This window comes from Longimicrobiales bacterium (genome assembly GCA_029245345.1).
Lineage (GTDB): Bacteria > Gemmatimonadota > Gemmatimonadetes > Longimicrobiales > Gaopeijiaceae > CALFPJ01.
Genome location: JAQWPM010000021.1, coordinates 132,800 through 155,198 on the forward strand (window position 1 = coordinate 132,800; position 22,399 = coordinate 155,198).

Sequence of the window (22,399 nt, forward strand, 5' to 3'; positions counted from 1 at the left end):
TGCGGTTGTGTTACGAGGAGAGTGACGACTGCGCGCCTAGTTCCAACCATCAACCGAAGATTCCCTGCACCATCTCGACGAGCCACGAGGTCGTCGCAGGATCGACATCGATTCCGTGTACCTGCAGGAACCACGGCGCGAGCACGAGAGATACGACACTCATCAGCTTGATCAGGATATTGAGTGACGGCCCCGAAGTGTCCTTAAACGGATCGCCAACGGTGTCACCGACGACAGAAGCCTTGTGGGCTTCAGATCCCTTACCCCCGTGTGCACCAGCCTCGATGTACTTCTTCGCGTTGTCCCATGCGCCACCAGCGTTGGCCATGAAGAGGGCCATCAACACACCCGTAACGGTCGCACCAGCCAGCATACCGCCGAGGGCCTCAACACCGAGGAAGTAACCCACAACAACCGGCGCAAAAACTGCGGTGATTCCGGGGAGAATCATCTCGCGCAACGCGGCTTTCGTAGAAATGTCGATACACCGGCCGGAATCCGGCTTTGCCGTCCCCTCCATGATCCCGGGAATTTCCCGGAACTGACGTCGAACTTCGTCCACCATACCCTCCGCTGCACGGCCGACAGCCGTCATGGTGAGTGCCGCTACGAAGAACGGAAGCGCTCCACCAATGAACAGACCTATCACAACGATCGGGTCGACCAGATCGATGCCGGTTTCCTGCAGCCCAACCTTGGACGAGTAGGCCGAGAAGAGCGCCAGTGCCGTCAGAGCCGCAGAACCGATGGCGAAGCCCTTACCGATCGCTGCGGTCGTGTTACCGATGGCGTCGAGGGAGTCGGTGATCTCACGCGTCTCCGGTCCGAGCCCACTCATCTCACTGATACCACCCGCGTTGTCAGCGATGGGACCGTAGGCGTCTACTGACATCGTGACACCCACAGTTGCGAGCATTCCGACCGCAGCGATACCGATGCCGTATAGGCCGGCGAACCCAAACGCGACACCGATCGCGATACAAATCAAGATGACCGGAATCGCCGCCGACTCCATTCCAACCGCAAGGCCGGTGATGAGGTTGGTGCCGGCGCCCGTCTCACTTGCCTGCGCAATCTTCTTCACCGGACCGGCAGCAGTGTAGTACTGGGTAACCGTTCCGATCAGGATCCCTGCCAGCGTACCCGCGACGATCGCGATCCAGGGGCCGTTCACCCCGTAGACCGCGCCGTCGGCGCCCGTGTACGTGATGCCCATGCTCTGGACTACGAAGTACATCGCGGCCAGAAACAATCCACCCGCGATCCATGTGGTGCCGTGGAGCGCTTGCGCCGGATCCCGCTTCTCGAGGGCTTTCATGGCGGAGATGCCGACCAGCGAGGCAAGCATTCCCACCATGACCGTCACGATCGGCAGCGAAATCGCCGCCGCCCGGTGAGCCATCAGGGCCGGCGCTGTCGCCCCAATCGCGATCGTCGCCACAATGGATCCCACGTAGGACTCGAAGATGTCCGCGCCCATACCGGCTACGTCACCGACGTTGTCGCCCACGTTGTCTGCGATGGTCGCGGGGTTCCGCGGGTCATCCTCAGGAATCCCCACCTCGACCTTACCGACCAAATCAGCACCAACGTCGGCGGCCTTGGTGAAGATACCTCCACCGACACGCGCGAACAGCGCGATCGAGCTGGCACCCATCGCGAAGCCTGCGACGATCTCGGCGAAGTTCGCAAACTCGGAATCGACGACCGCATCCGCTCCAAACATCACGAACAGGACTCCAAGGCCGATGAGGCCGAGCGCCGCAACGGCGAGCCCCATCACGGAACCACCAAAGAAGGCGATGCGGAGTGCCTTACCCTGACCGAAGTCGTTCGCTGCAGCGGCGGTACGTGTGTTCGCGCGCGTCGCGGCCTTCATCCCGAAGAAACCCGCTGCCACGGAACTCAAGGCCCCGAAGACATACGCGATTGCGGGCGTCGTTCCGATCGTGATGCTCAACAAAATCGCCACCACCACCACGAACACCGAGAGCACTGTGTACTCACGGCGTAGGAACGTCATGGCACCGTCGTGAATCTGTTCGCCGATATCTACCATGGTCTCGTTACCTGGGTCCTGCTTCTTCACGTAGCCGTAAATACCGGCCGCTGTGCCGAGTCCCAGGATCCCGAGGATCCAAGCAAATCCGGTCATTGCAACGAAGTCGGTCATGGAATTGGTCTTCCTGTTATGCGTCTTGCATGAACGTCATGATGCGTGATCCCACATTGGGTCACGCCAGCTATCGATTGAAGCGGTTCATGGCCGCCTCCGTGCCCTCGAGAAGCCAGTGTTCGACGGCCTCTGTAAGTCCGGGCAACAACCCAACCACCACTTCCTCGTCTGTGTGAGGCATTTCAGCGAGCACCCAGTCAGCGAGGTCTTCCCCCTCCGGCTTAATGCCAACCCCTACCCGCAGCCGGGCGTACTCATTCGACTGCAAAGCACCCGATATCGATTTCAATCCGTTGTGGCCACCTGCCCCGCCCTCTGGCCGAAACCGCACCCGACCCACATCGAGCGCCGCATCGTCTACAATGACCAAGAGGTCCTCTGAGGCGTTGAAGTCTTCCATCGCCTTAAGGGGCCGCATCGCCAAGCCACTCCGGTTCATATATGTCGCGGGCTTCACGAGCTTCACCCTGGACTCACCCACGTCGCCTTCCGTGAGAAAGGCCCGACCGTCTCTCTCGAACGAATCGAAGCCCCAATCGTACGCGAGCCGGTCCACAACCCACCATCCCACGTTGTGCCTGCTGGCATCGTACTCGGGCCCGGGGTTTCCGAGCCCGAGTACAATTTTCAGACGCATGCTAGACGACGAGGTCTAAGCCTCGTCTCCGCCGGCGTCGCCTTCGAGAGGCACTCCATCTTCGTCGAGCTTCTCGCCTTCTTCGCCTTCTTCAACTTCATCGGCGGCGGCTACTGCCCTCGGAATCGCAACGGCACAGATCGTGTTCGCCTCGTCGATCATGACCTCGACGCCTTCGCCGAACTCAACGTCGGACACATGCAGCGATTCGTTGACATCCAAGTGCGAGATATCGACGTCGATCGACTGCGGGATCTTGGACGGAATGCACCTGACCGCAATCTCGTGGATGACCTGTTCCACGATACCGCCGCCGTTCTTCACACCCGTGGGCGTTCCGATCAGATGGATCGGGACCTCGACGTCGACCATGACACCCTTCTGGATGCGTAAGAAGTCGATGTGGACGAGTGAGCCCTTCCACGGGTGGGTCTGGATCTCACGAACGAGCGTCCGGTAGGGCTCTTTGTCGCCTTCGACGTCGAGCGCCAGAATCGTGTTCTCGGTGCTGATCGACTGAAAGAGTCTTTTCGCCTCATGCGCATCCACCGAAAGGTGAACTGCGTCGAACTCGCGACCGTACAGGACAGCGGGAACGCGACCGGCCAGACGGAGCTGGCGCGCTACGCCCTTTCCGGTGCCTTCTCGCTTCTGAGCGTTGAGTGTTACATCTGCCATTCTATAGTCTCCTGATTATCGGCCCCCAGGCTGATCCCGGGGCCCTTTCCCTCAGTGAATTCAGTCTTCTTCCGGCGGAATCTCGAACAGCTGACTGACGGACTCGTTCGAGTGTACGTGGTCGATCGCCTTCGCAAGCAGATCGGCCACAGACAGGACCCGGAGCTTGTCGAAGTGCTTTTCCTCGGGAGTGTGGATGGTATTCGTCACCACCATCTCCTCGAGTGGGGAGTTCTGCAGGCGCTCCGAGGCCGGTCCTGAGAGCAGTGCATGCGTCACCGCAGCGTAAATCGCTTTGGATCCGCGATCCTTCAAGGCGTGCACCGCGTTGGCCAAGGAGCCACCGGTGTCCACCATGTCGTCGACGAGGAGGCACGTCTTGCCTTCCACCTCACCGACCACGTTCAATACCTCCGACATGTTCGCCTGTGGGCGACGCTTGTCGATGATCGCAAAGCTGGCCTCGAGTCGCTTCGCATACCCGCGGGCCATTTTCGCTGCGCCAACATCGGGCGCGACCACAACCAAGTCTTCGAGCGCTTTGTCTCGGAAGTACTTGGTAAAGACCGGCGCCGCATAAAGGTGATCCACAGGAATGTCGAAGAAACCCTGGATCTGGTGCTGATGGAAGTCGATCGAGATGACCCGATCGACACCCGCCGCCACGACGAGGTTGGCACACAGCTTGGCTCCGATCGCCACCCGTGGCTGGTCCTTACGGTCCTGTCGTCCGTAACCGAAATACGGGATAACGGCCGTGACTCGTGCCGCAGAAGCTCGCTTGGCTGCATCGATCAGCAGCAGCATCTCCATCATGTTCTCTGCTGGAGCCGGGGTACTCTGGACGATGTAGACGTCCCGCCCCCGTGCATTCCGGTCGATGCGGACGAAGATCTCTCCGTCGGCAAACTGTTTGATCGTCGCCCCATCTGGCGACTTTCCGATCAACTCCCCGATGTCTGCCGCCAAAGGCCGGTTGGCCCGTCCGCTGAGCAGGAGTAGGGGGCCCCGCTGGTAGGTGTCGTCCATGGTCTCGGCAGAGAGTTCGGGGCGGATTGTGCAAGCGATCAATAGCCCGAAAAGCTAGAAGTAACGCCGATCTTGGTCAACGCGCCATCTGACGACTCGTGACAACGGGCGGATTTCGTATTCACGTGCCCAGACGGGCACGAACCTTGAACGACCGAGTCGTGGTGGATGTCGAACGACCCGACGTCTCTAGAGTCAGTGTGATCTGGTAGTCGCCTGGATCGAGGCGCGGCAAGTCCAAGTTCAAATACCGAAAGACGTGGGTCGGCTGGTCCGGCCCAAGCTCTTCCCATGAGACCCTAAGCGGCTCGGGTCGATTCGTGATTCCGAGGAAGTCCCCGATACGCTTCAGCGGGTTCCGGTCGGACCGTCGGACCGATGCCGTAAACCGCATACGCTCCGGCCGAAACCCCAAGCCAGACACCTCCCAACCGATCGCGAAGCTCTGCCCAGGTAGGAATTCTGTCTTTAGGAGCGCGAACAGGAGGGCCTCCTCCAGCTGTTCGGGTGGCGTGGACATCGGTGCCAAGAGGAGTATGTCTGAGAGTGCTGCGACGTCGTCCGGTACGGTACTTCGCGCCAAGCCAAACCGCTCCCTGCCCGCGCGTCGGAGTTCGGGGCTGAATGCCTCTACTGAGACGACGTAGGCTCCAACCGGAACGGTGACGGAGAGAACGCCAGAATCGCTCCCAATATCCCTGACGTTTCGGGGACGCCCGCCATCCACCGGGATCAGATAGAGCCCCGCGCGCTGGGGCTGCCCCGCTTGATCCCCTGCTTCGAGCCACGGGATGGCATGCCGATGCTCTGCGTGCCGGGTCGTGTCTTCCGGCAGGAAGTAGGAAGACACGACGACCATTTCTGGGCCCCGCGGAAAAATCGCGACCTGCCCGTTCATGGGGAGCATGACGGGTGCATATGCAGGAGCGTAGAGACTCCGAGGCCTGGATCGATCTGGGCGGAGGTCTTCGGACGAAGCGAGTCCTGGCTCCCTGAGCGCCCCGGCCGACGGCATAAAATCACGGCCCTCCGGGTGCTTGTGCCCGATGACATTATCGAGAGAAGCGAAGTTCCCCCGCGGAGAGCGCTCCCAACCGATCTCCCATCCATGCCGAATTGTCAGCTCCTCCATATCCCTCCCCCACGCGATATGGAAAGGATTTCGGGCTCGTTCCCGGAGGGTGGAGACCGTCCATCGAGCGTAGTGGGCTGTCAGGCGGTCATTCCCGTCCACCAGGTAAAGAGGATCCGCCAGGCGCCACATGCGACCTAAGACCCCATCGATCGAATCCGGGGCGACCTCAGCAATGTCTCCTAGATCGGAAAGGAGGCCACTGCTTTCAGAGTCCACTGCCCTCCGAGGAAGTCGCCATTCGAGAGCCTGTCCCGGCTCCATTTGTCGGAGAGCGCGGGCGAAAGCAGACTCCGCTTCTGGAATGCGCTGAAGCCCATGCAGTGCGAATCCCTCGAGTGCGGCACACCACCAAGGCTGGGCACCACCACACTCGGAAGCCGCGTGCAGAGCCTTATCCCACTGCCCCCCTTCCGACAGATACCAGACGCGCTGCCCGAGCACCCAATCGTCGCCGGGAAGTCCCGCCTGAATCGAGTCGAGCGTCGCGAGGAGATCGGCTCTGAGCTCTCGGATCTGGGGAGATTCTGGGGTGGGATACCAGTCCCCCTCTTCGTACCACGAACAGAAACGGCCCACATGCTCGTCGCACACCGATCCGAACGTCTCGATGGTGGCGGGCAAATGCCGGGTACGACTCCGCTCGAATCGCGCCTGCGCAGCCCTGGCCTGGCTTCTGAGGTCCGATGAGTCCGCTACCAGGATGGTGGTGTCGCGCGCACCTGTCGCGACTTGGCCCATGGGTGCGGCTGGAAGCCCCAACGCGATTAGCGCGCCTGCGAAAAGCGGACCGTTCATTCGGTACGAGAAGCGTCGCCGCCCCCTCTCTGAGTCCTACCATTGGCCCGGATGGATTCGAACCATCATCGCCGCTGCCAAAGAGCGGTGTCCTGCCATTGGACGACGGGCCAGCGCGCCAATCCTACCCGCTGTGGGGGGGCGGATTCAAGTCCCTACAGTTACTCCATGACGGAAGGCACCGTCATCAGCGTACTCGTCTTGACCAACAGCCAGCCGTCGGCGGCGTCCGCGGTCACTTCTGCCTCGACCGGAACCCCGGCCGCCGGATCGAGCGCGAAGCAAGCGCCTCCACTCCCAGACAGCATCACGAGGGCATGACGTTCCGCCGCGAGCCGATCCAGAGCTCGTCGAACCTCGGTGTGAAGCCCGGACACCACCACCTCGAAATCGTTCTTCGCCCGGACGATCACCTCGGCCCACGAATCCGCATGATTCGTATCCATCTGTGAGTCCCCTTCGGGGACCGGCCCTCTTCCCAGTGCTTCGTACGCGGGCCCAGTCGCTACGTGCGTGGGGGGCACGAGCAGAGTGACCGCACATGCCGGGAGCGGCGCAAGCGACCTTAGTGCATCGCCCCTTCCAAAAGCTCGTGCGCGCGGGCTGTTCGTAAGAAAAAACGGGACGTCAGATCCGAGATGCGCACCAATTTCCATCAGCGTCTTAATGCTCAGCGGATGACCCGTGAGATGATTGAGAAGACGGAGAACGGCGGATGCGTCAGAGGACCCGCCGCCGAGGCCAGCCCCGGCCGGGATGTGCTTCTCCAGTCGCACTCGTATCCCACTGCTGAGTCCAGCCACTTCCGCGAATTCCACAGCCGCACGGTGCGCCAAGTTTTCATCGAGAGGCCCGAGATCCGGCCCGTCAACGTCCAACGTGATCCCGATTCCCTCCAGGGAAACACTGACCCGGTCGCCGAAGTTCACCGACTGGAACTCAGTCCGTATCTCATGGAAGCCGTCCGCCCGGCGCCCGAGTACCTGCAGAAGAAGGTTGACCTTTGCGGGCGCGAGCAGGGAAGCACTTCGTATCACTCGTCCCCTCCACCTAGAATTTCTGTCGCGTGGGGACCCTCGAGTTCAACGACATCCTGAACCCGTTCTTCCGCAGCACCCATGTCGCCGAACGACATACCGATGGACCACGCGTAGTACAGTCCGATTGCTGTGATCGGGAACCAGCCAGCCGCCCAATATCCGAAGCCGAATGCGAGTGAGTCTCCGGCATCCACTCCGTACACGGTGCCCAACGCGAAGTCGGCCCCGACCTGAAACGTGCCGAGAAACCCTGGGGCGGCCGGGACTGCCACGGCGAAGCCGACCACGGCCTCCGTAAAGATCGCGGAGACGAAGCCGGTATCGATTCCGAACGCCATCATACCTAACCAGAACGACAGCCCGTGCCACGTCCAGAAGATGGCGGTCCACACCATGGCGTACGTCAGAAGCTTCGGGTCGCGCATGATCGCCATCGCGTCGAGGAACGACTGGAGCGCCTCCACGAGTGGCCCCGCGATGCGACTCGGCAGGAACCGTGCGCAGTACTCTGCCACCCGAACGAAACGGCTCGGCATAGCCGCCATAAACACCAACGCGAGAAGCACCACGATGACCCCCGCGATACCACCCTTTAATACCAATGCGCCTGTACCGCTGGTGAGCGCTTCCGACGAGGGGAACCCTGGCGTCAGCACAGGAATCACTAGAAACACTAGAAGCATGATGCCATCAAGGAAGCGTTCGACCACGAGGGTTCCGAACGCAGCACTCATACTCACCGGCTCCATCTTGCTAAGCGCGTAGGGCCGGGCGAATTCCCCCGCTCGTGCGGGCAGGATGTTGTTCCCCATGAATCCGATCGAGACACTGCCGAAGCGGGATCGCAAGGTGGTGCCGGGAGCCACCGGCGTCAGGAGGAACCTCCAACGCAGCGCTCGGATCAAGAAGCCGAAGGTCGCGACGAAAGTCGCGGCCGCGAGCAGGGTAAGGTCGGCTCTCCGCATGCTCTCGCCCACATCGGCCACCGGCACATCGTGAAGCGCCCACCAGAGAGCGACAACCGTGACTCCGCCACCGATGAGTGCCTTTCCCCAGTGCTTCACCCACGGACCTCAGCCAGGATGCCGGCCATTTCTCTCACGGCAGACTCCATTCCCACGAAAACCGCGCGCGATACGATACTGTGTCCGATGTTCAGTTCTTCGATCTCCGAAATGGCGGCGAGCGGCATCACGTTCTCATAGGTAAGCCCATGGCCGGCATGCACCGCGAGTCCGAGGTGTCTGCCCAATTCCGCAGCAGCCCGCAGCCGCGCCACCTGCTCATCGCGCTCACTGCCGCGTGTGTTCGCGAACTCGCCCGTGTGAAGCTCTACTGCATCAACCCCAAGATCATGAGAGGCCCGGATGGACTCTTCGTCAGGGTCGATGAAAAGGGCCGTGCGGATCCCCGACTGCCTGAGCCGCTCAAGTCCCGCTACCAAGGCCGACCGGGGCCCATCATTCATGAGGTCGAGACCGCCCTCAGTCGTGATTTCTTCTCGCTTTTCTGGAACGAGAGTCGCCTGCATGGGCTGCCAGGCACAGGCGAGACCGACCATCTCTGGAACCGCCGCAAGTTCGAGGTTCACCACCGTCCACACTGACTTCATGAGGAGCTCGACGTCACGGTCCTGAATGTGACGACGATCCTCGCGAAGGTGGACCGTGATCCCATCCGCCCCACCTGCCTCCGCAGCAGCGGCGGCGAGTACCGGGTCGGGCTCATCCGTTTTACGGGCCTCACGGACGGTGGCCACATGATCAATATTGACGTAAAGGCGCATGATGTCGGCAGTGTTTTAGGGTCAGACCCTATGATGTGGTCGGGCGCGGCAAAGTTGCTGCGCCGGGTTCGCTAGCGGATAGGCCCCGATTGCTCCGGGCCAGTGCTCCAAAGAATAGCAACGATTAGGCCTCTTCAATTCGGATTCCGTCTTTAGAACGCAGGCGTCCAAGGAATGGGACGGGGACCCGGGCAGTCAGTGCAACCGTTGTGGCATCATCCACGCGTTCAATGACCTCGGCCTCCCGATACAGGGCCGCGATTGTACTGCCGTCGGCTACCGGAATCCGAACGACGACCTCCGACAGCTTCGCTCGGATACGCGCCGTGAGCGTCTCACGGATCGCATCAAGGCTCTGTGGATCGTGAGCGGACACAAAAACCGCGGGAATGCCTTCAAGGGCGCGGATCCTCGCCTGCAGGGCGTCCTGTTCGGCGTGGGTGATCCGGTCGACCTTGTTGAACACCAGAATCTTGTTCGCTTCACCAAGGTCGAGACTCTCAAGCACCCCGATCACGACCTCGCGTTGCTCCTCCCAATCCGTATGGGAGGCGTCGATCACGTGCATCAGCACATCGGCCTCTCGCGCTTCCTCGAGCGTGGACCGGAACGAGGCCACCAAGTGGTGTGGAAGCTTGCGGATAAACCCAACCGTATCCGTTATTAACGCCTCATGCCCGGACCCGAGATCGACCGCTCGGGTGGCTGAATCCAGAGTGGCGAAGAGGCGATCTTCCACGAAGAGGTCCGCCCCCGACAGCGCGCGCAAAAGTGATGATTTTCCCGCGTTCGTGTATCCGACCAGCGCCGCCCGGAACGCGCCCTGACGTACCCGGCGTTGGATCTCACGGGCCTTGGCAACGTCACGGAGATTCGACTTGAGATCCCCGATTCGTTTTCCGATGAGTCGACGGTCAGTCTCCAGCTGAGTTTCTCCGGGCCCCCGCAGTCCGATTCCTCCGCGGATTCGTGAGAGGTGACTCCACATCCTGCGCAGCCGCGGCAACAAGTATTCGAGCTGAGCGAGCTCGACCTGCATTCGCGCCTCATGCGAGCGAGCCCGAGTCGCGAAGATGTCGAGGATCAACTCCGAGCGGTCCATGACACGAACACCGAGTAGTTCTTCGAGGTTCTTCCCTTGAGCCGGACTGAGTTCCTCATCGAAGATCACTAGATCCCCCTCGCTCTCATCCACGAGGGTCTTCAATTCCTCGGCCTTCCCCTTCCCTATGAAAAAGCGAGGGTGGGGCCGGTCAACCCTTTGCGTGAGCGTACCCACGACTTCGCCGCCTGCCGTGTCAGTAAGCCGCTCCATCTCAATGAGATGTTCATCAACCAACCTCTGGTCCATACCACGAGGTGGCGCCCCCACGAGCACCGTGCGGTCCACGGGAGTCTGTAAGTCGATCAGTTGAGTCGGAATGTCAGTCCCCTCCGCGCGAGCGGCGCTCGGCCCACCATTTGAGTCGTTCTGCAACCGTCTTCTCGTAACCGAAGTGCCCTGGCTCGTAGAAGTGCGTCTCTTCCAACCCCTCGGGCAGATAGGATTGGGACGAGATGCCGTCTTCTTCCGACGGGTCGTACTGATACCCCTTCCCGTAGCCCAAGTCCTTCATGAGCCCCGTCGGCGCGTTTCGGATGTGCAGCGGCACTCCGGCACTGGGCGTATCCCGGGCCTTCGCGAGCGCCGCACCCCAGGCAGCATAAGCCCGGTTCGACTTGGGAGCGGTCGCTAAATAGATGATCGCCTCCGCAAGCGCCAAGTCCCCTTCAGGACTGCCGAGAAAGTGAAACGCGTCCCGGGCCGCGATGGTCACCTGCAAGGCTTGTGGATCCGCCATCCCGATGTCTTCTGCGGACATTCTGACTAGGCGCCGAGCGATGTAGAGAGGATCCTCTCCTCCCTCGATCATGCGAGCGAACCAATAGAGCGCCGCGTCCGGATCGCTACCCCGTATCGATTTGTGAAGCGCCGAGATGAGGTTGAAGTGCTCCTCGCCACCCTTATCGTATGTGGCGAACCGATGCTGAAGCGATTCCTTTGCCTCCTCCAACCCCACAGCACCGCCGTTTCCGACGAGGTCGCATGCGGCTTCGAGGACTCCGAGCGCGCGGCGAGCATCTCCGTCAGAGGCCACCGCGATGAAGTCGAGTGCCTCCGCATCGAATATCACCCCTGAGTCCTTAAGCCCCCGATCTGAGGTTTCGACTGCGTCCGTTAGGATGACCCGCAGATCATCCTCAGTGAGGGCATTCAACACGTAGACTGGAGCCCGCGACAACAGCGGACGGACAATCTCGAACGACGGGTTCTCCGTGGTCGCGCCAATGAGAATGACCGTCCCCGCCTCGACATGCGGAAGGAACGCGTCCTACTGAGCCTTGTTGAAACGATGGATTTCATCACAGAACAGAATCGTGCGCCGTCCGGTGGTCTTCAGGCGCGCTGCCGCCTCCTTGATGATCTCCCGCACTCGGGCGATCCCCTCCGTCACCGCACTGAACGGCACGAATCTGACGCCCGTCTCCCGCGCGATAATGCGAGCAAGCGTGGTCTTTCCGCTCCCCGGCGGTCCCCAGAGGATCATGCTCTTCGGAGCCGCTTGATCCAGCATCGCCCGGATGGCACGGCCCTTACCGAGTAGGTGCTCTTGACCCCGAAACTCCGTCATCGCTCGAGGCCTCATACGTGCAGCCAGGGGCGCGGTGAGATCGATGGGGTCAGCCGCGCCCTCGGCTTCCCCCGACGTCACACCGACGGTCGCTTCCGTTTCCTCAGAGTCCTCAAACAGGCTCAGGTCGCTCACGCCGTCGGCTCCCGAGTCCACTCACGGATGTGCGATAGAAGCGCCTCACGAGTGTTCTGGTCCGGATCTCTTAACACCACGTCCAGGGCCTGATCGAGAAGCTCGCCGAATCGGGGCCCCGGCCGGAGTCCCGAAGCGATCAAGTCGCGTCCGTCGACTGCAAGATCCGCGGTGCACAACGGCACCCCGCTTCTGCGCACGTGGCGGGCTCGCTGCCACGACGCCACCGTCTCGTAAGCCGCTTCTCCAGATACCTGAGTGCGCGCGCCAGCCAGGTCCAGTCGAGCCACGACGCCCAGCCGCTCGGGTCCTGTCCGAGACAGCCAGCGTCGGAAGACCTCGTCGTCCTCTCCAGGCCCCGGCAATGGGTCCGCGGCCGCTCGATGGGCCACCTCGTCCGTTTGAGCGTTGGAAAGTTTGAGTCGCCCTAGTAGATGAGCAGCTGCCGAGCGATCCACTCCACGCAGGAGCGCTGCGAGTCGCAATGGCGCATTGCCGAGCGGCAAACGGTCCACCGTCGCCATCGCGGCTTTCCACTCCCCGGGTCGGTCTCGGCGGATGTTTTCCCACTCCGGATAGAGCACCGCAATCGCGCCGGCTTCCGCATACAGCCCAAGCGTGACAGACGGTGAAGGGTCTGCAGATAAGACCTTGAGTAACTCCTCGCGTATCCGTTCCGCAGACAACCCGCTGAGGTACTCGGCGAACGACGTCATCGCAGCCCACGTCAGTGGATCGATATCCAGACCGAATCGCCCGGCGAACCGAAACGCTCGCAAGATCCTGAGATAGTCCTCGGAGAAGCGTTCCTCCGGTTCACCGACGGTTCGTAGGATCCCGGCCTCGAGATCCGCAAGCCCACCGAAAGGGTCGAGATGTTCACCGCGAAGCGGATGCCACGCGATGGCGTTCATCGTGAAGTCGCGTCGGGCGAGGTCTTCCTCGACTGACTCGGCAAACGCAACCACGGCGTGACGCCCGTCCGTTTCCACGTCCTTTCTGAACGTTGTCACCTCGAACATGGTCCCATCTCGGTCGAGCACCCCAACCGTTCCGTGCTCAATTCCGATGGGCACAGTACGCTTGAATATCTTCCGTACTTCCTGAGGTCGTGCATGTGTAGTCAGGTCCCAATCGCCCGCCGGACGACGCGCGAAGGTGTCCCTGACAGCACCACCGACAGCCCAAGTCTCGTGGCCTGCTTCTTCGAGGGTCTTTACGATCCAGAGAACTGAATCGGGCGGAGAGGGGCGTAAAGTGGTCACCCCACGAGTACCGCGCCCCCATTCACGTTCATGATCTCTCCTGTCAGGTGGCGCCCAAGTTCGGAGCACAAGAACACGATCGGTCCCGCGACGTCATCAGCCGTCGCAATCCGGCCGATCGGGATCGCCGCTGCCACACGATCGCGCTCATCACCTCGATACGCACTCTCGGACATTTCCGTGTCAATCCAACCAGGCGCCACGCAGTTCACTGTGATCCCTCTCGGCGCGAGCTCGAGGCAAAAGCCTTTAACGAACGAGATCATCGCTCCCTTCGTCGAAGCATAATCCGCGTGGAACGACTCGCCTCGCTGCCCCGCTGTGGAGCCGACCAATACGACCCGGCCATGGTCCCGCAGGACACGCGCCGCGGCTCTGCACGTGTAGAAGACGGAATGCAGATTCGCACCGATGGTGCTGTGCCACTGCTCATCCGTCATTTCCGACACCGGCGCATCTACTGGGGGCCAAATTCCGTGGTTGCCCACAAAAAGATCTAGGCCATCGAACTCCTCCTGTGCGCGTTCGAAGAGCGCGTTCGCAGCATCAGGAGACGACAAGTCCCCGGCCTGGGCCCAAGCATGCACACCCAGAGCACGGAGTTCTTCGACCACACCGGCAGCCTCCTCCGCGCGGCTCCGATAGGCGATTCCAACACCGGCTCCGGCTCGAGCGAGCATGAGCGCCGTCGCTCGGCCGACACCCCTGGAACCACCCGTCACGAGTGCGTTCTTCCCGGTCAGATCAATCAGGTTGTTCATTTGAGTCCAGTCGTTCGTATCACATGAAAAGCTAGCTGTCGCCTGCGACCGCTTTGTCGACGATCTCGCAGACGATATGTCCAATTGCCAGGTGGAGTTCCTGGGCGCGTGCCGTCGATTGGGTAGGCACAACGAGCGCCTGATCAACGACCGACTTCAGCCGACCTCCACCCTTGGCGAGCAACGCCACAGTCCGGATGTCCAGTACCTTCGCAGCTTCGACCGCGGCGATCAGGTTCTCAGAATCCCCACTCGTCGAGTGCAACACAAGGATGTCACCGGGCCGCCCTAACGCCTCGATTTGCCTCGAGAAGATCGTGTCAAAGCCGTAGTCGTTCGCTCCTGCGGTCAACAACGACGTGTCCGTCGTTAGCGCGAGCGCCGCGACAGCTCTGCGTTCGCGAGCGAAACGAACCACATATTCGGTCGCGAGGTGCTGGGCGTTGGCCGCGGACCCGCCGTTCCCGCAGAACATGATCTTCCCGCCTGCCTCTACTGTAGAGAGGACCAAGGCGGCCAGTGCCGCTATGTCTTCGCTCATTTCGTCTGAGACGAGAACAGACAGGTCAGCTAAAGAGGTCAGGTGATCCCGGATGGTCAAAGTCGCGTCATTCACACTCCCCCCTGGTTCACGATGCCCTTCATCTTCGCCCAGAATCCCGTCTCGGGCGGAAGAAGAGGAACAGGAAGGGGCTCCTCGTCACGAAAGATGCGACCCGGATTCGTGACGCACAGCGCCTTGAGCGCTTCCGCGGCTCCAAGATCCTCGAGTCGCGTCGCAATCTCTTCGAAGTAGATTTTCTGCTCCCCCTGCCCATGGAAATCTGACGCGAGGTAATCCGCCCACCCCCGCTTTAGAATGTGCCCTGCAATCGAGCGCGCCGCCGCTCCGTAGCGCCCAAACAGCGACCCATAATTGACTTGCAGATGGGCGCCTGTCTCGCGCCATTCACGGATCACGTCAGCGGATCGGTCAATCCCAATATACCGCTCGGGATGTGCAACGATGGGTTTATAACCCTCGGCGATTATCCGCTCGAGCACCTGAACCGTCCCAGGCGGAACCTGGAGTCGGGGCCATTCGATCAGAACAAACGACGTCCCGTCCAACCGTACTCGGGGGTCCGAGAAGTCGACGTCGGGAATGTTGAGCATGACCTCGTGGCCACACTTGAATTCTACCTCCGGGAAGTCACGCCCGATCGCATCGGCAGCCTCTTCCCACGCTCGCGTGACCTCGGTCAGGCGTGCCTCGAGAGCCTCTGGGTCTTTGGTGATCGAGCCATCGAGGTGGGGTGTTGTCAGGATCTTGCGAATGCCCATCCGGGTCATTCGCTGTACCGCAGCCAAGGTGTCCTCGATTGTCCGAGCGCCGTCGTCCACACCTGGAACAAGGTGACTGTGGAAGTCGACGTAAGCTGCCGCGTCCTGCTCAGTCACTCGGCCTCCGCCACTGTTCGCACCAGAGTCAGCAACGCCTCGTTCGGGTCCGCAGCTTCCAGAGCCGCTTCGCATGCGTAGCTGAGTACCGCGTCAGCCGCGAGAAGATCAAACGCACTCTGCCGCACCCGACCCGGATTCGCCCGCGCCCGTTTCAACGCCTCACGCCCTGTTTGCGTGAGATGCACGCCGGCTGGGTCGTCCCACGCACCCAGCCATGGGGCCAGATCCATAGGGGCTAGGGGAATGCGTTGACGGAGCCAGGCCCGGGGACGGTTCATGCCTTCGGGCTCGCCATGAGATCGCGCACCACAGACAGTCCGGCCTCGAGTGCTTCATCGATGCGCTCCGGTTCCTCGACGCCGGCCTGCGCCATATGCGGGCGCCCGCCACCTCGACCGCCAACCACGGCGGCGACCTCTCGCACGACCGCATCCGCGCGCACACCCTTCGAGATCAGATCATCGGTCACAAACGTGAACATCGATCGTTTGTCACCAGGCATCTCAGCCACCAGTACGGCAACGCCCGAGCCTTGGGAAACGAATCGGTCACCCCACTTCCGGGCATCGTCCGCATCTCGTGCCTTCAGGCGGATCCCGAGGTATCGTGGGCCGCCTTCTTCGGCACTGAGAGACTCGGAAACGACCCTCGTCTCACCCGATCCGGCATCAGACCGGAGTTCGTCAAGCAAGCCCTCAAGTTCTGCCTTTTCTTCAAGTAACTGCTCAGCGCGGTGGCTCAAATTGTCTGGCTGCGTCTTGAGGACGGCCGCAGCGTGCCCAAGTGCGTCTTCACGCCCACGCAGATAGTCGTATGCGCCTCGACCCGTCAGCCCCTCGACGCGACGCACGCCCGCGGCCACTCCTGACTCCCCAACCATGCGGAAGAGTCCGATTTCACCAGTGTGACGCGCGTGGGTTCCACCGCACAGTTCCATGCTGACACCCGGGATGTTCACCACACGCACTTCGTCGCCGTACTTTTCCCCGAAAAGAGCCATCGCCCCGGACTCGACGGCTTGGTCGTAGCTCCGCTGGGCGATTTCTACGGGATGATCGGCCCAAATACCCTCATTCACGATCTTCTCGACCCGGCCCCGCTCTTCCTCGGTCATCGGAGCCGTGTGGGCGAAATCGAAACGCAATTTCTCCGCCGAGACCAGTGAGCCTCGCTGCACGACATGCTCACCGAGCACCTGGCGCAGCGCGGCATGCAGAAGATGTGTGGCGGTGTGATTCCGGACCGTGTCACGGCGAACCCGAGTTGGGACCTCAGCCAGGACGGTCAGTTCGGAGAAATCCGAAGGAAAGCCCTCTCCCACGGCGCCGAATACGGCTGTCCGGTTACCGACCTTGGCGAGGCTCGTCACATCGAGGCTCCACCCTTCACCTGTTACCGACCCCAAGTCTGAGATCTGGCCACCGCTCTCCACGTAAAAGGGGTTTCGCTGAAGGATCAGTCCAGTCACATCAGCGTCTTGACGATACGCGAGGACATTGGTTTCCACCCGCAATTCGTCATACCCAACGAATGCATAATCCCCATCGGAGACGTGGGTCCATCCTTCTTCGTTGGAGGCACCGTCCACCACTGGACCGGAGGCTCTCCGATTGGCGCGGGATCGCTCACGTTGCTCATCCAGGGCCGACTCGAACCCTGAAATATCCACCGAATAACCGCGCTCCTCCGCCATCAACTGCGTGAGGTCGAGCGGAAAGCCGAACGTGTCATACAACTTGAACGCTTCACTCCCGGGGATCATCCTCTCCTCTCCCGAGGCCAGCTCGTCGAAGCGGCTCATGCCGCCTTCGATGGTGTCGAGGAAGCGCTCCTCCTCGGCCCGGGTGGTTCGTAGGATATGCTCCCGACGCCGACCGAGATCCGGATACACTTCTGACATCGAATCGATTACGGCTTCCACGACCCCGACGAGCGTCGGCTCACGTCGGTCCATGAGCCATGCATGTCGGACCGCGCGCCGGAGAATCCTGCGTAGCACGTATCCGCGTCCGTCGTTCGCCGGAAAAACACCATCAGCCAACAGGAAGGCAACGGACCGGGCGTGATCTGCAAGCACTCGGTAGCTGACACCCTCTTCTGAGTCGCGGTCGTATGGGCGGCCGACCAACTCCGCCACTCGTTCGAGCATTGGTTCGAACAGATCGATGTGGAAGTTCGAATCGACTCCTTGGAGCACGGAGGCGATCCGCTCGAGTCCAGCACCAGTATCCACAGATTGCGCAGGCAGAGGCGTCAATTCACCCGAGGCGTCTCGATCGAACTGCATGAAGACGAGATTCCACAGCTCAATGATGATTCCGGACTCATTGAGTTCTACGAATTCTTCAGTGCTGGTGATGGGTGCACGATCATCCCGCATGTCATAGTGCAGTTCCGAGCACGGACCGCACGGCCCGGTGTCGGCCATCTGCCAGAAATTGTCTTTGTCACCAAGCCGGTAGATCCGATTCGCAGGGAGGCCGATTTCGGTCGCCCAAAGGTCCGCTGCTTCATCATCGGTATGGTGTACCGTGGCATAGAAGCGCTCGGGATCGAGCCCGTACACGTCGGTCATCAGCTCCCAAGCGAAAGCGATCGCGTCCCGCTTGAAGTAGTCCCCGAACGAGAAGTTGCCCAACATCTCGAAGAACGTGTGGTGGCGCGTCGTCCGTCCGACTTCTTCCAGATCGTTGTGCTTCCCACCGGCCCGGACGCACTTCTGCGACGTCACCGCGCGATTGTAGCCCACCTGGTCGTGACCCAGGAAGATGCGTTTGAACTGCACCATCCCGGCATTCGTGAACAGCAGCGTCGGGTCGTCTCCCGGTACCAGGGACGAACTCGGGCGGATCTCGTGACCCCTCTCTTCGAAGTAGTCGATGAATCTCTGTCGGATTTCTGCGGTCTTCATGACTCTGCTCGGGAACCCGCGTGGTTATTGGGCAATGCTAAGGATAACGCCGCATCGCGCGCCGATGGAGGGTCCGGCGAGGTGTGGCGTATGCCGGCCCGTGTATCTACGACAAAGGCCCCGGACCCAAGGGTCCGGGGCCTTCCCTCTGAACAGCTCGCAAATCAGTCGGTCGCCGCTTCATCAGGTGCCGTTGCAGCCGCCGCTCCAGCCGGATCTTCACCTTCAGTCAGGTCACTCGAAGGCTCCTCGTCGAGTCCGAGTACGACACGCACCCTCGCCTCGATTTCGTCCGCAATATCCTGGTTGTCCAGGAGGAACTGCTTCGAGTTCTCCTTACCCTGGCCCAGGCGCAGATCTCCGTAGGAGAACCACGAACCCGACTTATCCACGATCTCATGCTCCGACCCGATGTCCACAAGCAGCGCAGCGTGACTCACGCCCTCGTTATACATGATGTCGAACTCGGCCTGCTTGAACGGCGGAGCGCACTTGTTCTTCACGACCTTTACACGTGTCCTGTTCCCGATCACGTCCTGCCCGTCCTTGATCGCCCCAATACGACGAATATCGAGTCGGAGTGAAGCATAGAACTTCAAAGCTCGCCCACCCGATGTCGTTTCGGGGCTCCCGAACATGACGCCGATCTTCTCACGGATCTGATTGGTGAAGATGACAGACGCGTGCGACCGGTTGACCGCTCCGGTGAGTTTGCGGAGTGCCTGACTCATGAGCCGGGCCTGAAGCCCGACGTGCGTATCACCCATCTCGCCTTCGATCTCAGCCCTCGGCACGAGTGCGGCGACGGAATCGATCACTACGACGTCCACGGCATTGCTGCGGATGAGGACCTCAGCGATCTCAAGACCCTGTTCGCCCGTGTCTGGCTGCGACACGAGGAGATTGTCCACGTCGACGCCGAGCTTTCGGGCGTATCCAATATCCAGCGCATGCTCGGCATCGATGAAGGCAGCAACCCCACCCCCTGCCTGAGCATTAGCGATGACCTGGAGGCAAAGCGTTGTCTTACCAGACGACTCTGGACCATAGATCTCGCTGATCCGACCGCGAGGCACGCCACCGATACCGATGGCAGCGTCGAGGTTGATGGCACCGGTGGAGATCGCCTCGATCTTAGTGAACCCGCCGTCTTCGCCCATCCGCATGATCGAGCCCTTGCCGTACGAGCGTTCAATCTGGGTGAGAGCTGTATCCAGAGCCTTTTGCTTCTGGTCGACTTTCTTACTGTCGGTCTTCTTATTTTCGGTCATTTGCGCCGTGGTCATATGGCCTCCGTCCTTGCGATGCCCCGATAATCGGGGGTTCAGCTCTCAAAGTACAGAACCCGAAGAGAAAGCGAAAGTCCCTCCGGGCCCCATGTTCACGACGGGAACGTTAGTGAGGGTATCCCAACAGGCCGATGGCCCAATGAGACAACCTGCCTGACAGGGCTACCGCCCGCGCAAGTCGGGCTCGAGCCGATTGAGTCCGATCGCCGAAAGAGCTCTTGGCCCCCGACCGTCACAACAATCGACTGCATCCCGGGGAGAATCCCTCGAACGCTGAACTGCCCGCGTGGTTCTTACCCCGAGAGTGCGGACACTTCAGAGAGGGCCCATTGGAGGCTATGGAGGAGTGTCATAGCAACGCGAAGGAAGTAGAGCGAGGAGTTCAAGCGAGAGGCGGTAGGCCTGACGCGGCAGGCCGGTGCGGGCATGAGTCAGGTCGCCCGGGATATCGGCGTCGGCTCGAAGCTGCTGCTCGATGGCGGCGCAAGTACGAGGGTGGTGGGAAAGCCTTTACAGGGTCCGGTGTACCTCGAGCGCCAGGAACTCCTGGCGCTTTAGCGGGAACTGGCCGGGGTGTAGTGTATCGAAAGGTGGCTTCTACGCATGGGCCAAGTGCCCGCCGAGCCCACTTCGTATAATGCGAGAAGGCCCGCCCGGCTTTCGCCGGACGGGCCTCCCGTCAAAATCGCGCCGAGTTGAGCGGCTACTGACCGCGCGTCCTCCGCAATCCGTACTGGTACGCCTGCCACACGCCAGGCCGCACCGCAACGTACACCATCTCGAAAGGCCTGTCGGCATTCCTCATGGCGAACAGTCCTACGCTCATGTGCTCACCCACGCGCATGATCTGTCCACAGTCCAGGCGTGACTCGTTGCCTGACTTGTCGTAGCGACGCTCCTCGAACGTGACCGCCTCGTCGTTCCGGAACCACGGCGCTGCGCCGGCATAGTTGCCCGCGAACACGACACCCGGTCGGAGCGACTCGATGGACACCCGACTCGGGCCCACAAGCGTGTCGCCCTGGGCGGAGATCCGAACCTGAACCGCTTCCCCTGTAGCGAGACAGACACTGGCCGGTGCGCCATCCGGCAGAGGCGTCCCGACCTCACGCGTGATACGAATCGTGTCAGGCGGCGGTGCGGGCAGCATGATGGTGTCTGGCGCCGGGCGTTCCATGAGCCGCGGCCTGGACATCAAGCCCTGATCGCTCTCTGGATTCACAGCGATGGATGCAAGAATGCCGAACTTCGGCTTCCGGTACTCCGAGAAGTAGCCACCCGTTGGCTCACCATAGTTCACCGCCAAGTAGTGAACCCCAAGCCGGATGCCGCCAGCATCGAGCTGCGCACCGATGTTCACGTCGAAGCCGTTGTATTCACCCATCAGCGTGAGAACCGACGAGCCACCGAGAAGCATGTGGATCGCAGAGCCGAAGAACCAACCTTCCGAATCGGCGAAGTTGTAGAAGGGTAGCGCGTCCCCGTCCTGGAACATGCCGGTGCCGTAACCAAGCGCGAACGTCATGTCGTGCTCGGGCAGGAAGCCCTCATCGAAACCGCGAATGTGGGCGCTGGCGACACCGTACAGGGATAACTCAGTGTTCAGGTCCGAGAGTCCAGTGTAGGACTCGCGCACGCGCCTGTCCGCAAAGCCCAGTCGGTTCGGCTGATACGCAGTACCGTCGCCGAACCCAGGCGCGGTGACATATCGACCACCCACCGCGAACCCAATGCCCTGGTTCGTGGGCTGCACCAACTGCACACGTCCGAAGAGACCCCAGACGTTACCGCCCGCGGCGGCATCGTTGAGAGATTGGACAGAAAGCCCGAACTCAGCACGGTCGAAGAGGCCAACAGCCACTGACGCATCCGAGTAAAACTTGTCGTATCCCGCCCCAAGGCCAACGCCGTTTCCGCCGCCGTCGATTTCGAGCGTGCGACCCAGGTCCATGAAGAAGCCTGAGTACGTGCCTGTAACCGTCAAATGCGACAGGACACTCGCGACGGGGATGTCTATCAGTCCCGAGCCGTAGCGAAGTGTGCTGGGCGAGTTGGTCGTCTGGGCCTCGAGTGCCGGTGCGCTGACGAGGGCAGCGAGTCCGAGTCCAGCGAGCCATCCGGTGCGACCCCGTACTGTCTTCATGATGAGGATGCCTCCTGAGTTGGTTTGGCGCCCGACGGCTCCGGCGCGTTCGGACCCATCGATGGCGTAAATCTCCTTAAAACTAGGGTAATGCGAGAATTGTGCCAACAGAATAATCAAATGTTTACAGCATCACGCCCGAGGACCCAAAGGGAGCTAAAGCCTATACCTAGGGAGCGATCTGTGCCTACCCACGAGCCACAGCAGTGAGGAAGAAATGTCGAATTCCTTCGAAAGTAAGTTTCCCGGCGTCCGGTCCGTCTAGTCGCTGAGCTGCGCCTCGAGACGAGCCAAGCGTCGAGACATGGAAATCACCCACCCGAGGACAGCCAAGATCACGACCGAATAGGCAATAAAAACGTGCCAATACGGCTTGAGGCTCTGCGCCGCGATCCGTGTGCCTTGCGGGAGATTAGTCATCTCTTGGGCGCCGAGCGCACCCAGGGCGCCTGCGGCAAGGAGCAGAACGAACACAGATAATGCAGATTGTATCGTCGATTTCAT

20 protein-coding genes and 1 tRNA gene are annotated in these 22,399 nt (G+C 61.1%); all 21 read right to left on the reverse strand.

Annotated elements, in window-relative coordinates:
- Positions 1-49: 49 nt before the first annotated feature.
- Entirely contained in the window at positions 50-2,173 is a 2,124-nt protein-coding gene (locus P8L30_11740) for a sodium-translocating pyrophosphatase (protein ID MDG2240864.1), read from the reverse strand.
- A gap of 70 nt (positions 2,174-2,243) precedes the next feature.
- Positions 2,244-2,813 carry an aminoacyl-tRNA hydrolase gene (gene pth, locus P8L30_11745; GenBank protein MDG2240865.1) on the reverse strand — a complete coding sequence of 190 codons (570 nt, stop codon included), beginning with the start codon at positions 2,811-2,813 and terminating at the stop codon, positions 2,244-2,246.
- A 15-nt stretch (positions 2,814-2,828) separates the two neighbouring features.
- Positions 2,829-3,491, reverse strand: a complete 663-nt coding sequence (locus P8L30_11750) for a 50S ribosomal protein L25 (GenBank protein MDG2240866.1) — start codon at positions 3,489-3,491, stop codon at positions 2,829-2,831.
- 60 nt (positions 3,492-3,551) lie between these two features.
- Positions 3,552-4,562 (reverse strand): ribose-phosphate pyrophosphokinase, encoded by a 1,011-nt coding sequence (locus tag P8L30_11755; protein ID MDG2240867.1) that lies wholly within the window; start codon positions 4,560-4,562, stop codon positions 3,552-3,554.
- 79 nt (positions 4,563-4,641) lie between these two features.
- A complete protein-coding gene (locus P8L30_11760) occupies positions 4,642-6,450 on the reverse strand; it encodes a hypothetical protein (protein ID MDG2240868.1) in 1,809 nt (602 codons plus the stop codon).
- A 42-nt stretch (positions 6,451-6,492) separates the two neighbouring features.
- Positions 6,493-6,563, reverse strand: a tRNA-Gln gene (locus P8L30_11765).
- 48 nt (positions 6,564-6,611) lie between these two features.
- Positions 6,612-7,487: a 4-(cytidine 5'-diphospho)-2-C-methyl-D-erythritol kinase gene (ispE, locus tag P8L30_11770; GenBank protein ID MDG2240869.1), complete on the reverse strand. Its 876-nt coding sequence runs from the start codon at positions 7,485-7,487 to the stop codon at positions 6,612-6,614.
- Positions 7,484-8,554 (reverse strand): lysylphosphatidylglycerol synthase transmembrane domain-containing protein, encoded by a 1,071-nt coding sequence (locus P8L30_11775; protein MDG2240870.1) that lies wholly within the window; start codon positions 8,552-8,554, stop codon positions 7,484-7,486. The genes ispE and P8L30_11775 overlap by 4 nt, the downstream gene beginning before the upstream one ends.
- Positions 8,551-9,276, reverse strand: coding sequence for a pyridoxine 5'-phosphate synthase (locus tag P8L30_11780; GenBank protein MDG2240871.1), 726 nt, complete (start codon positions 9,274-9,276; stop codon positions 8,551-8,553). Before P8L30_11780 ends, P8L30_11775 begins: the two co-directional genes overlap by 4 nt.
- 124 nt (positions 9,277-9,400) lie before the next feature.
- Positions 9,401-10,753, reverse strand: coding sequence for a GTPase HflX (gene hflX / locus P8L30_11785; protein ID MDG2240872.1), 1,353 nt, complete (start codon positions 10,751-10,753; stop codon positions 9,401-9,403).
- Entirely contained in the window at positions 10,701-11,558 is an 858-nt protein-coding gene (locus P8L30_11790; GenBank protein MDG2240873.1) for a hypothetical protein, read from the reverse strand. The genes hflX and P8L30_11790 overlap by 53 nt, the downstream gene beginning before the upstream one ends.
- Before the next feature lie 90 nt (positions 11,559-11,648).
- A complete protein-coding gene (locus tag P8L30_11795) occupies positions 11,649-12,083 on the reverse strand; it encodes an AAA family ATPase (GenBank protein ID MDG2240874.1) in 435 nt (144 codons plus the stop codon).
- Positions 12,080-13,348, reverse strand: a complete 1,269-nt coding sequence (locus P8L30_11800; protein MDG2240875.1) for a hypothetical protein — start codon at positions 13,346-13,348, stop codon at positions 12,080-12,082. Before P8L30_11800 ends, P8L30_11795 begins: the two co-directional genes overlap by 4 nt.
- Complete coding sequence (locus P8L30_11805) at positions 13,345-14,109, reverse strand: SDR family NAD(P)-dependent oxidoreductase (GenBank protein ID MDG2240876.1); 765 nt, start codon at positions 14,107-14,109, stop codon at positions 13,345-13,347. The genes P8L30_11800 and P8L30_11805 overlap by 4 nt, the downstream gene beginning before the upstream one ends.
- Before the next feature lie 31 nt (positions 14,110-14,140).
- On the reverse strand, positions 14,141-14,725 hold the full coding sequence (locus tag P8L30_11810; GenBank protein MDG2240877.1) for an SIS domain-containing protein: 585 nt from the start codon (positions 14,723-14,725) through the stop codon (positions 14,141-14,143).
- A complete protein-coding gene (locus tag P8L30_11815) occupies positions 14,722-15,549 on the reverse strand; it encodes a hypothetical protein (protein ID MDG2240878.1) in 828 nt (275 codons plus the stop codon). Before P8L30_11815 ends, P8L30_11810 begins: the two co-directional genes overlap by 4 nt.
- On the reverse strand, positions 15,546-15,782 hold the full coding sequence (locus tag P8L30_11820; GenBank protein ID MDG2240879.1) for a hypothetical protein: 237 nt from the start codon (positions 15,780-15,782) through the stop codon (positions 15,546-15,548). Before P8L30_11820 ends, P8L30_11815 begins: the two co-directional genes overlap by 4 nt.
- A 44-nt stretch (positions 15,783-15,826) precedes the next feature.
- Positions 15,827-18,463, reverse strand: coding sequence for an alanine--tRNA ligase (alaS, locus tag P8L30_11825; protein MDG2240880.1), 2,637 nt, complete (start codon positions 18,461-18,463; stop codon positions 15,827-15,829).
- A gap of 164 nt (positions 18,464-18,627) precedes the next feature.
- Positions 18,628-19,749: a recombinase RecA gene (gene recA, locus P8L30_11830; protein MDG2240881.1), complete on the reverse strand. Its 1,122-nt coding sequence runs from the start codon at positions 19,747-19,749 to the stop codon at positions 18,628-18,630.
- 706 nt (positions 19,750-20,455) lie between these two features.
- Positions 20,456-21,895, reverse strand: a complete 1,440-nt coding sequence (locus tag P8L30_11835) for a hypothetical protein (GenBank protein MDG2240882.1) — start codon at positions 21,893-21,895, stop codon at positions 20,456-20,458.
- A gap of 261 nt (positions 21,896-22,156) precedes the next feature.
- Positions 22,157-22,399 (reverse strand): CcmD family protein, encoded by a 243-nt coding sequence (locus P8L30_11840; protein ID MDG2240883.1) that lies wholly within the window; start codon positions 22,397-22,399, stop codon positions 22,157-22,159.

Coding starts and splice junctions, on each gene's coding strand:
- alaS (MDG2240880.1), bottom strand. CDS start 18,463: ATGAAGACCGCAGAAATCCGACAGAGATTCATCGACTACTTCGAAGAG.
- P8L30_11750 (MDG2240866.1), bottom strand. CDS start 3,491: ATGGCAGATGTAACACTCAACGCTCAGAAGCGAGAAGGCACCGGAAAG.
- pth (MDG2240865.1), bottom strand. CDS start 2,813: ATGCGTCTGAAAATTGTACTCGGGCTCGGAAACCCCGGGCCCGAGTAC.
- P8L30_11840 (MDG2240883.1), bottom strand. CDS start 22,399: ATGAAATCGACGATACAATCTGCATTATCTGTGTTCGTTCTGCTCCTT.
- P8L30_11835 (MDG2240882.1), bottom strand. CDS start 21,895: ATGAAGACAGTACGGGGTCGCACCGGATGGCTCGCTGGACTCGGACTC.
- P8L30_11780 (MDG2240871.1), bottom strand. CDS start 9,276: ATGCGCCTTTACGTCAATATTGATCATGTGGCCACCGTCCGTGAGGCC.
- P8L30_11740 (MDG2240864.1), bottom strand. CDS start 2,173: ATGACCGACTTCGTTGCAATGACCGGATTTGCTTGGATCCTCGGGATC.
- P8L30_11820 (MDG2240879.1), bottom strand. CDS start 15,782: ATGGATCTGGCCCCATGGCTGGGTGCGTGGGACGACCCAGCCGGCGTG.
- P8L30_11760 (MDG2240868.1), bottom strand. CDS start 6,450: ATGAACGGTCCGCTTTTCGCAGGCGCGCTAATCGCGTTGGGGCTTCCA.
- recA (MDG2240881.1), bottom strand. CDS start 19,749: ATGACCACGGCGCAAATGACCGAAAATAAGAAGACCGACAGTAAGAAA.
- P8L30_11805 (MDG2240876.1), bottom strand. CDS start 14,109: ATGAACAACCTGATTGATCTGACCGGGAAGAACGCACTCGTGACGGGT.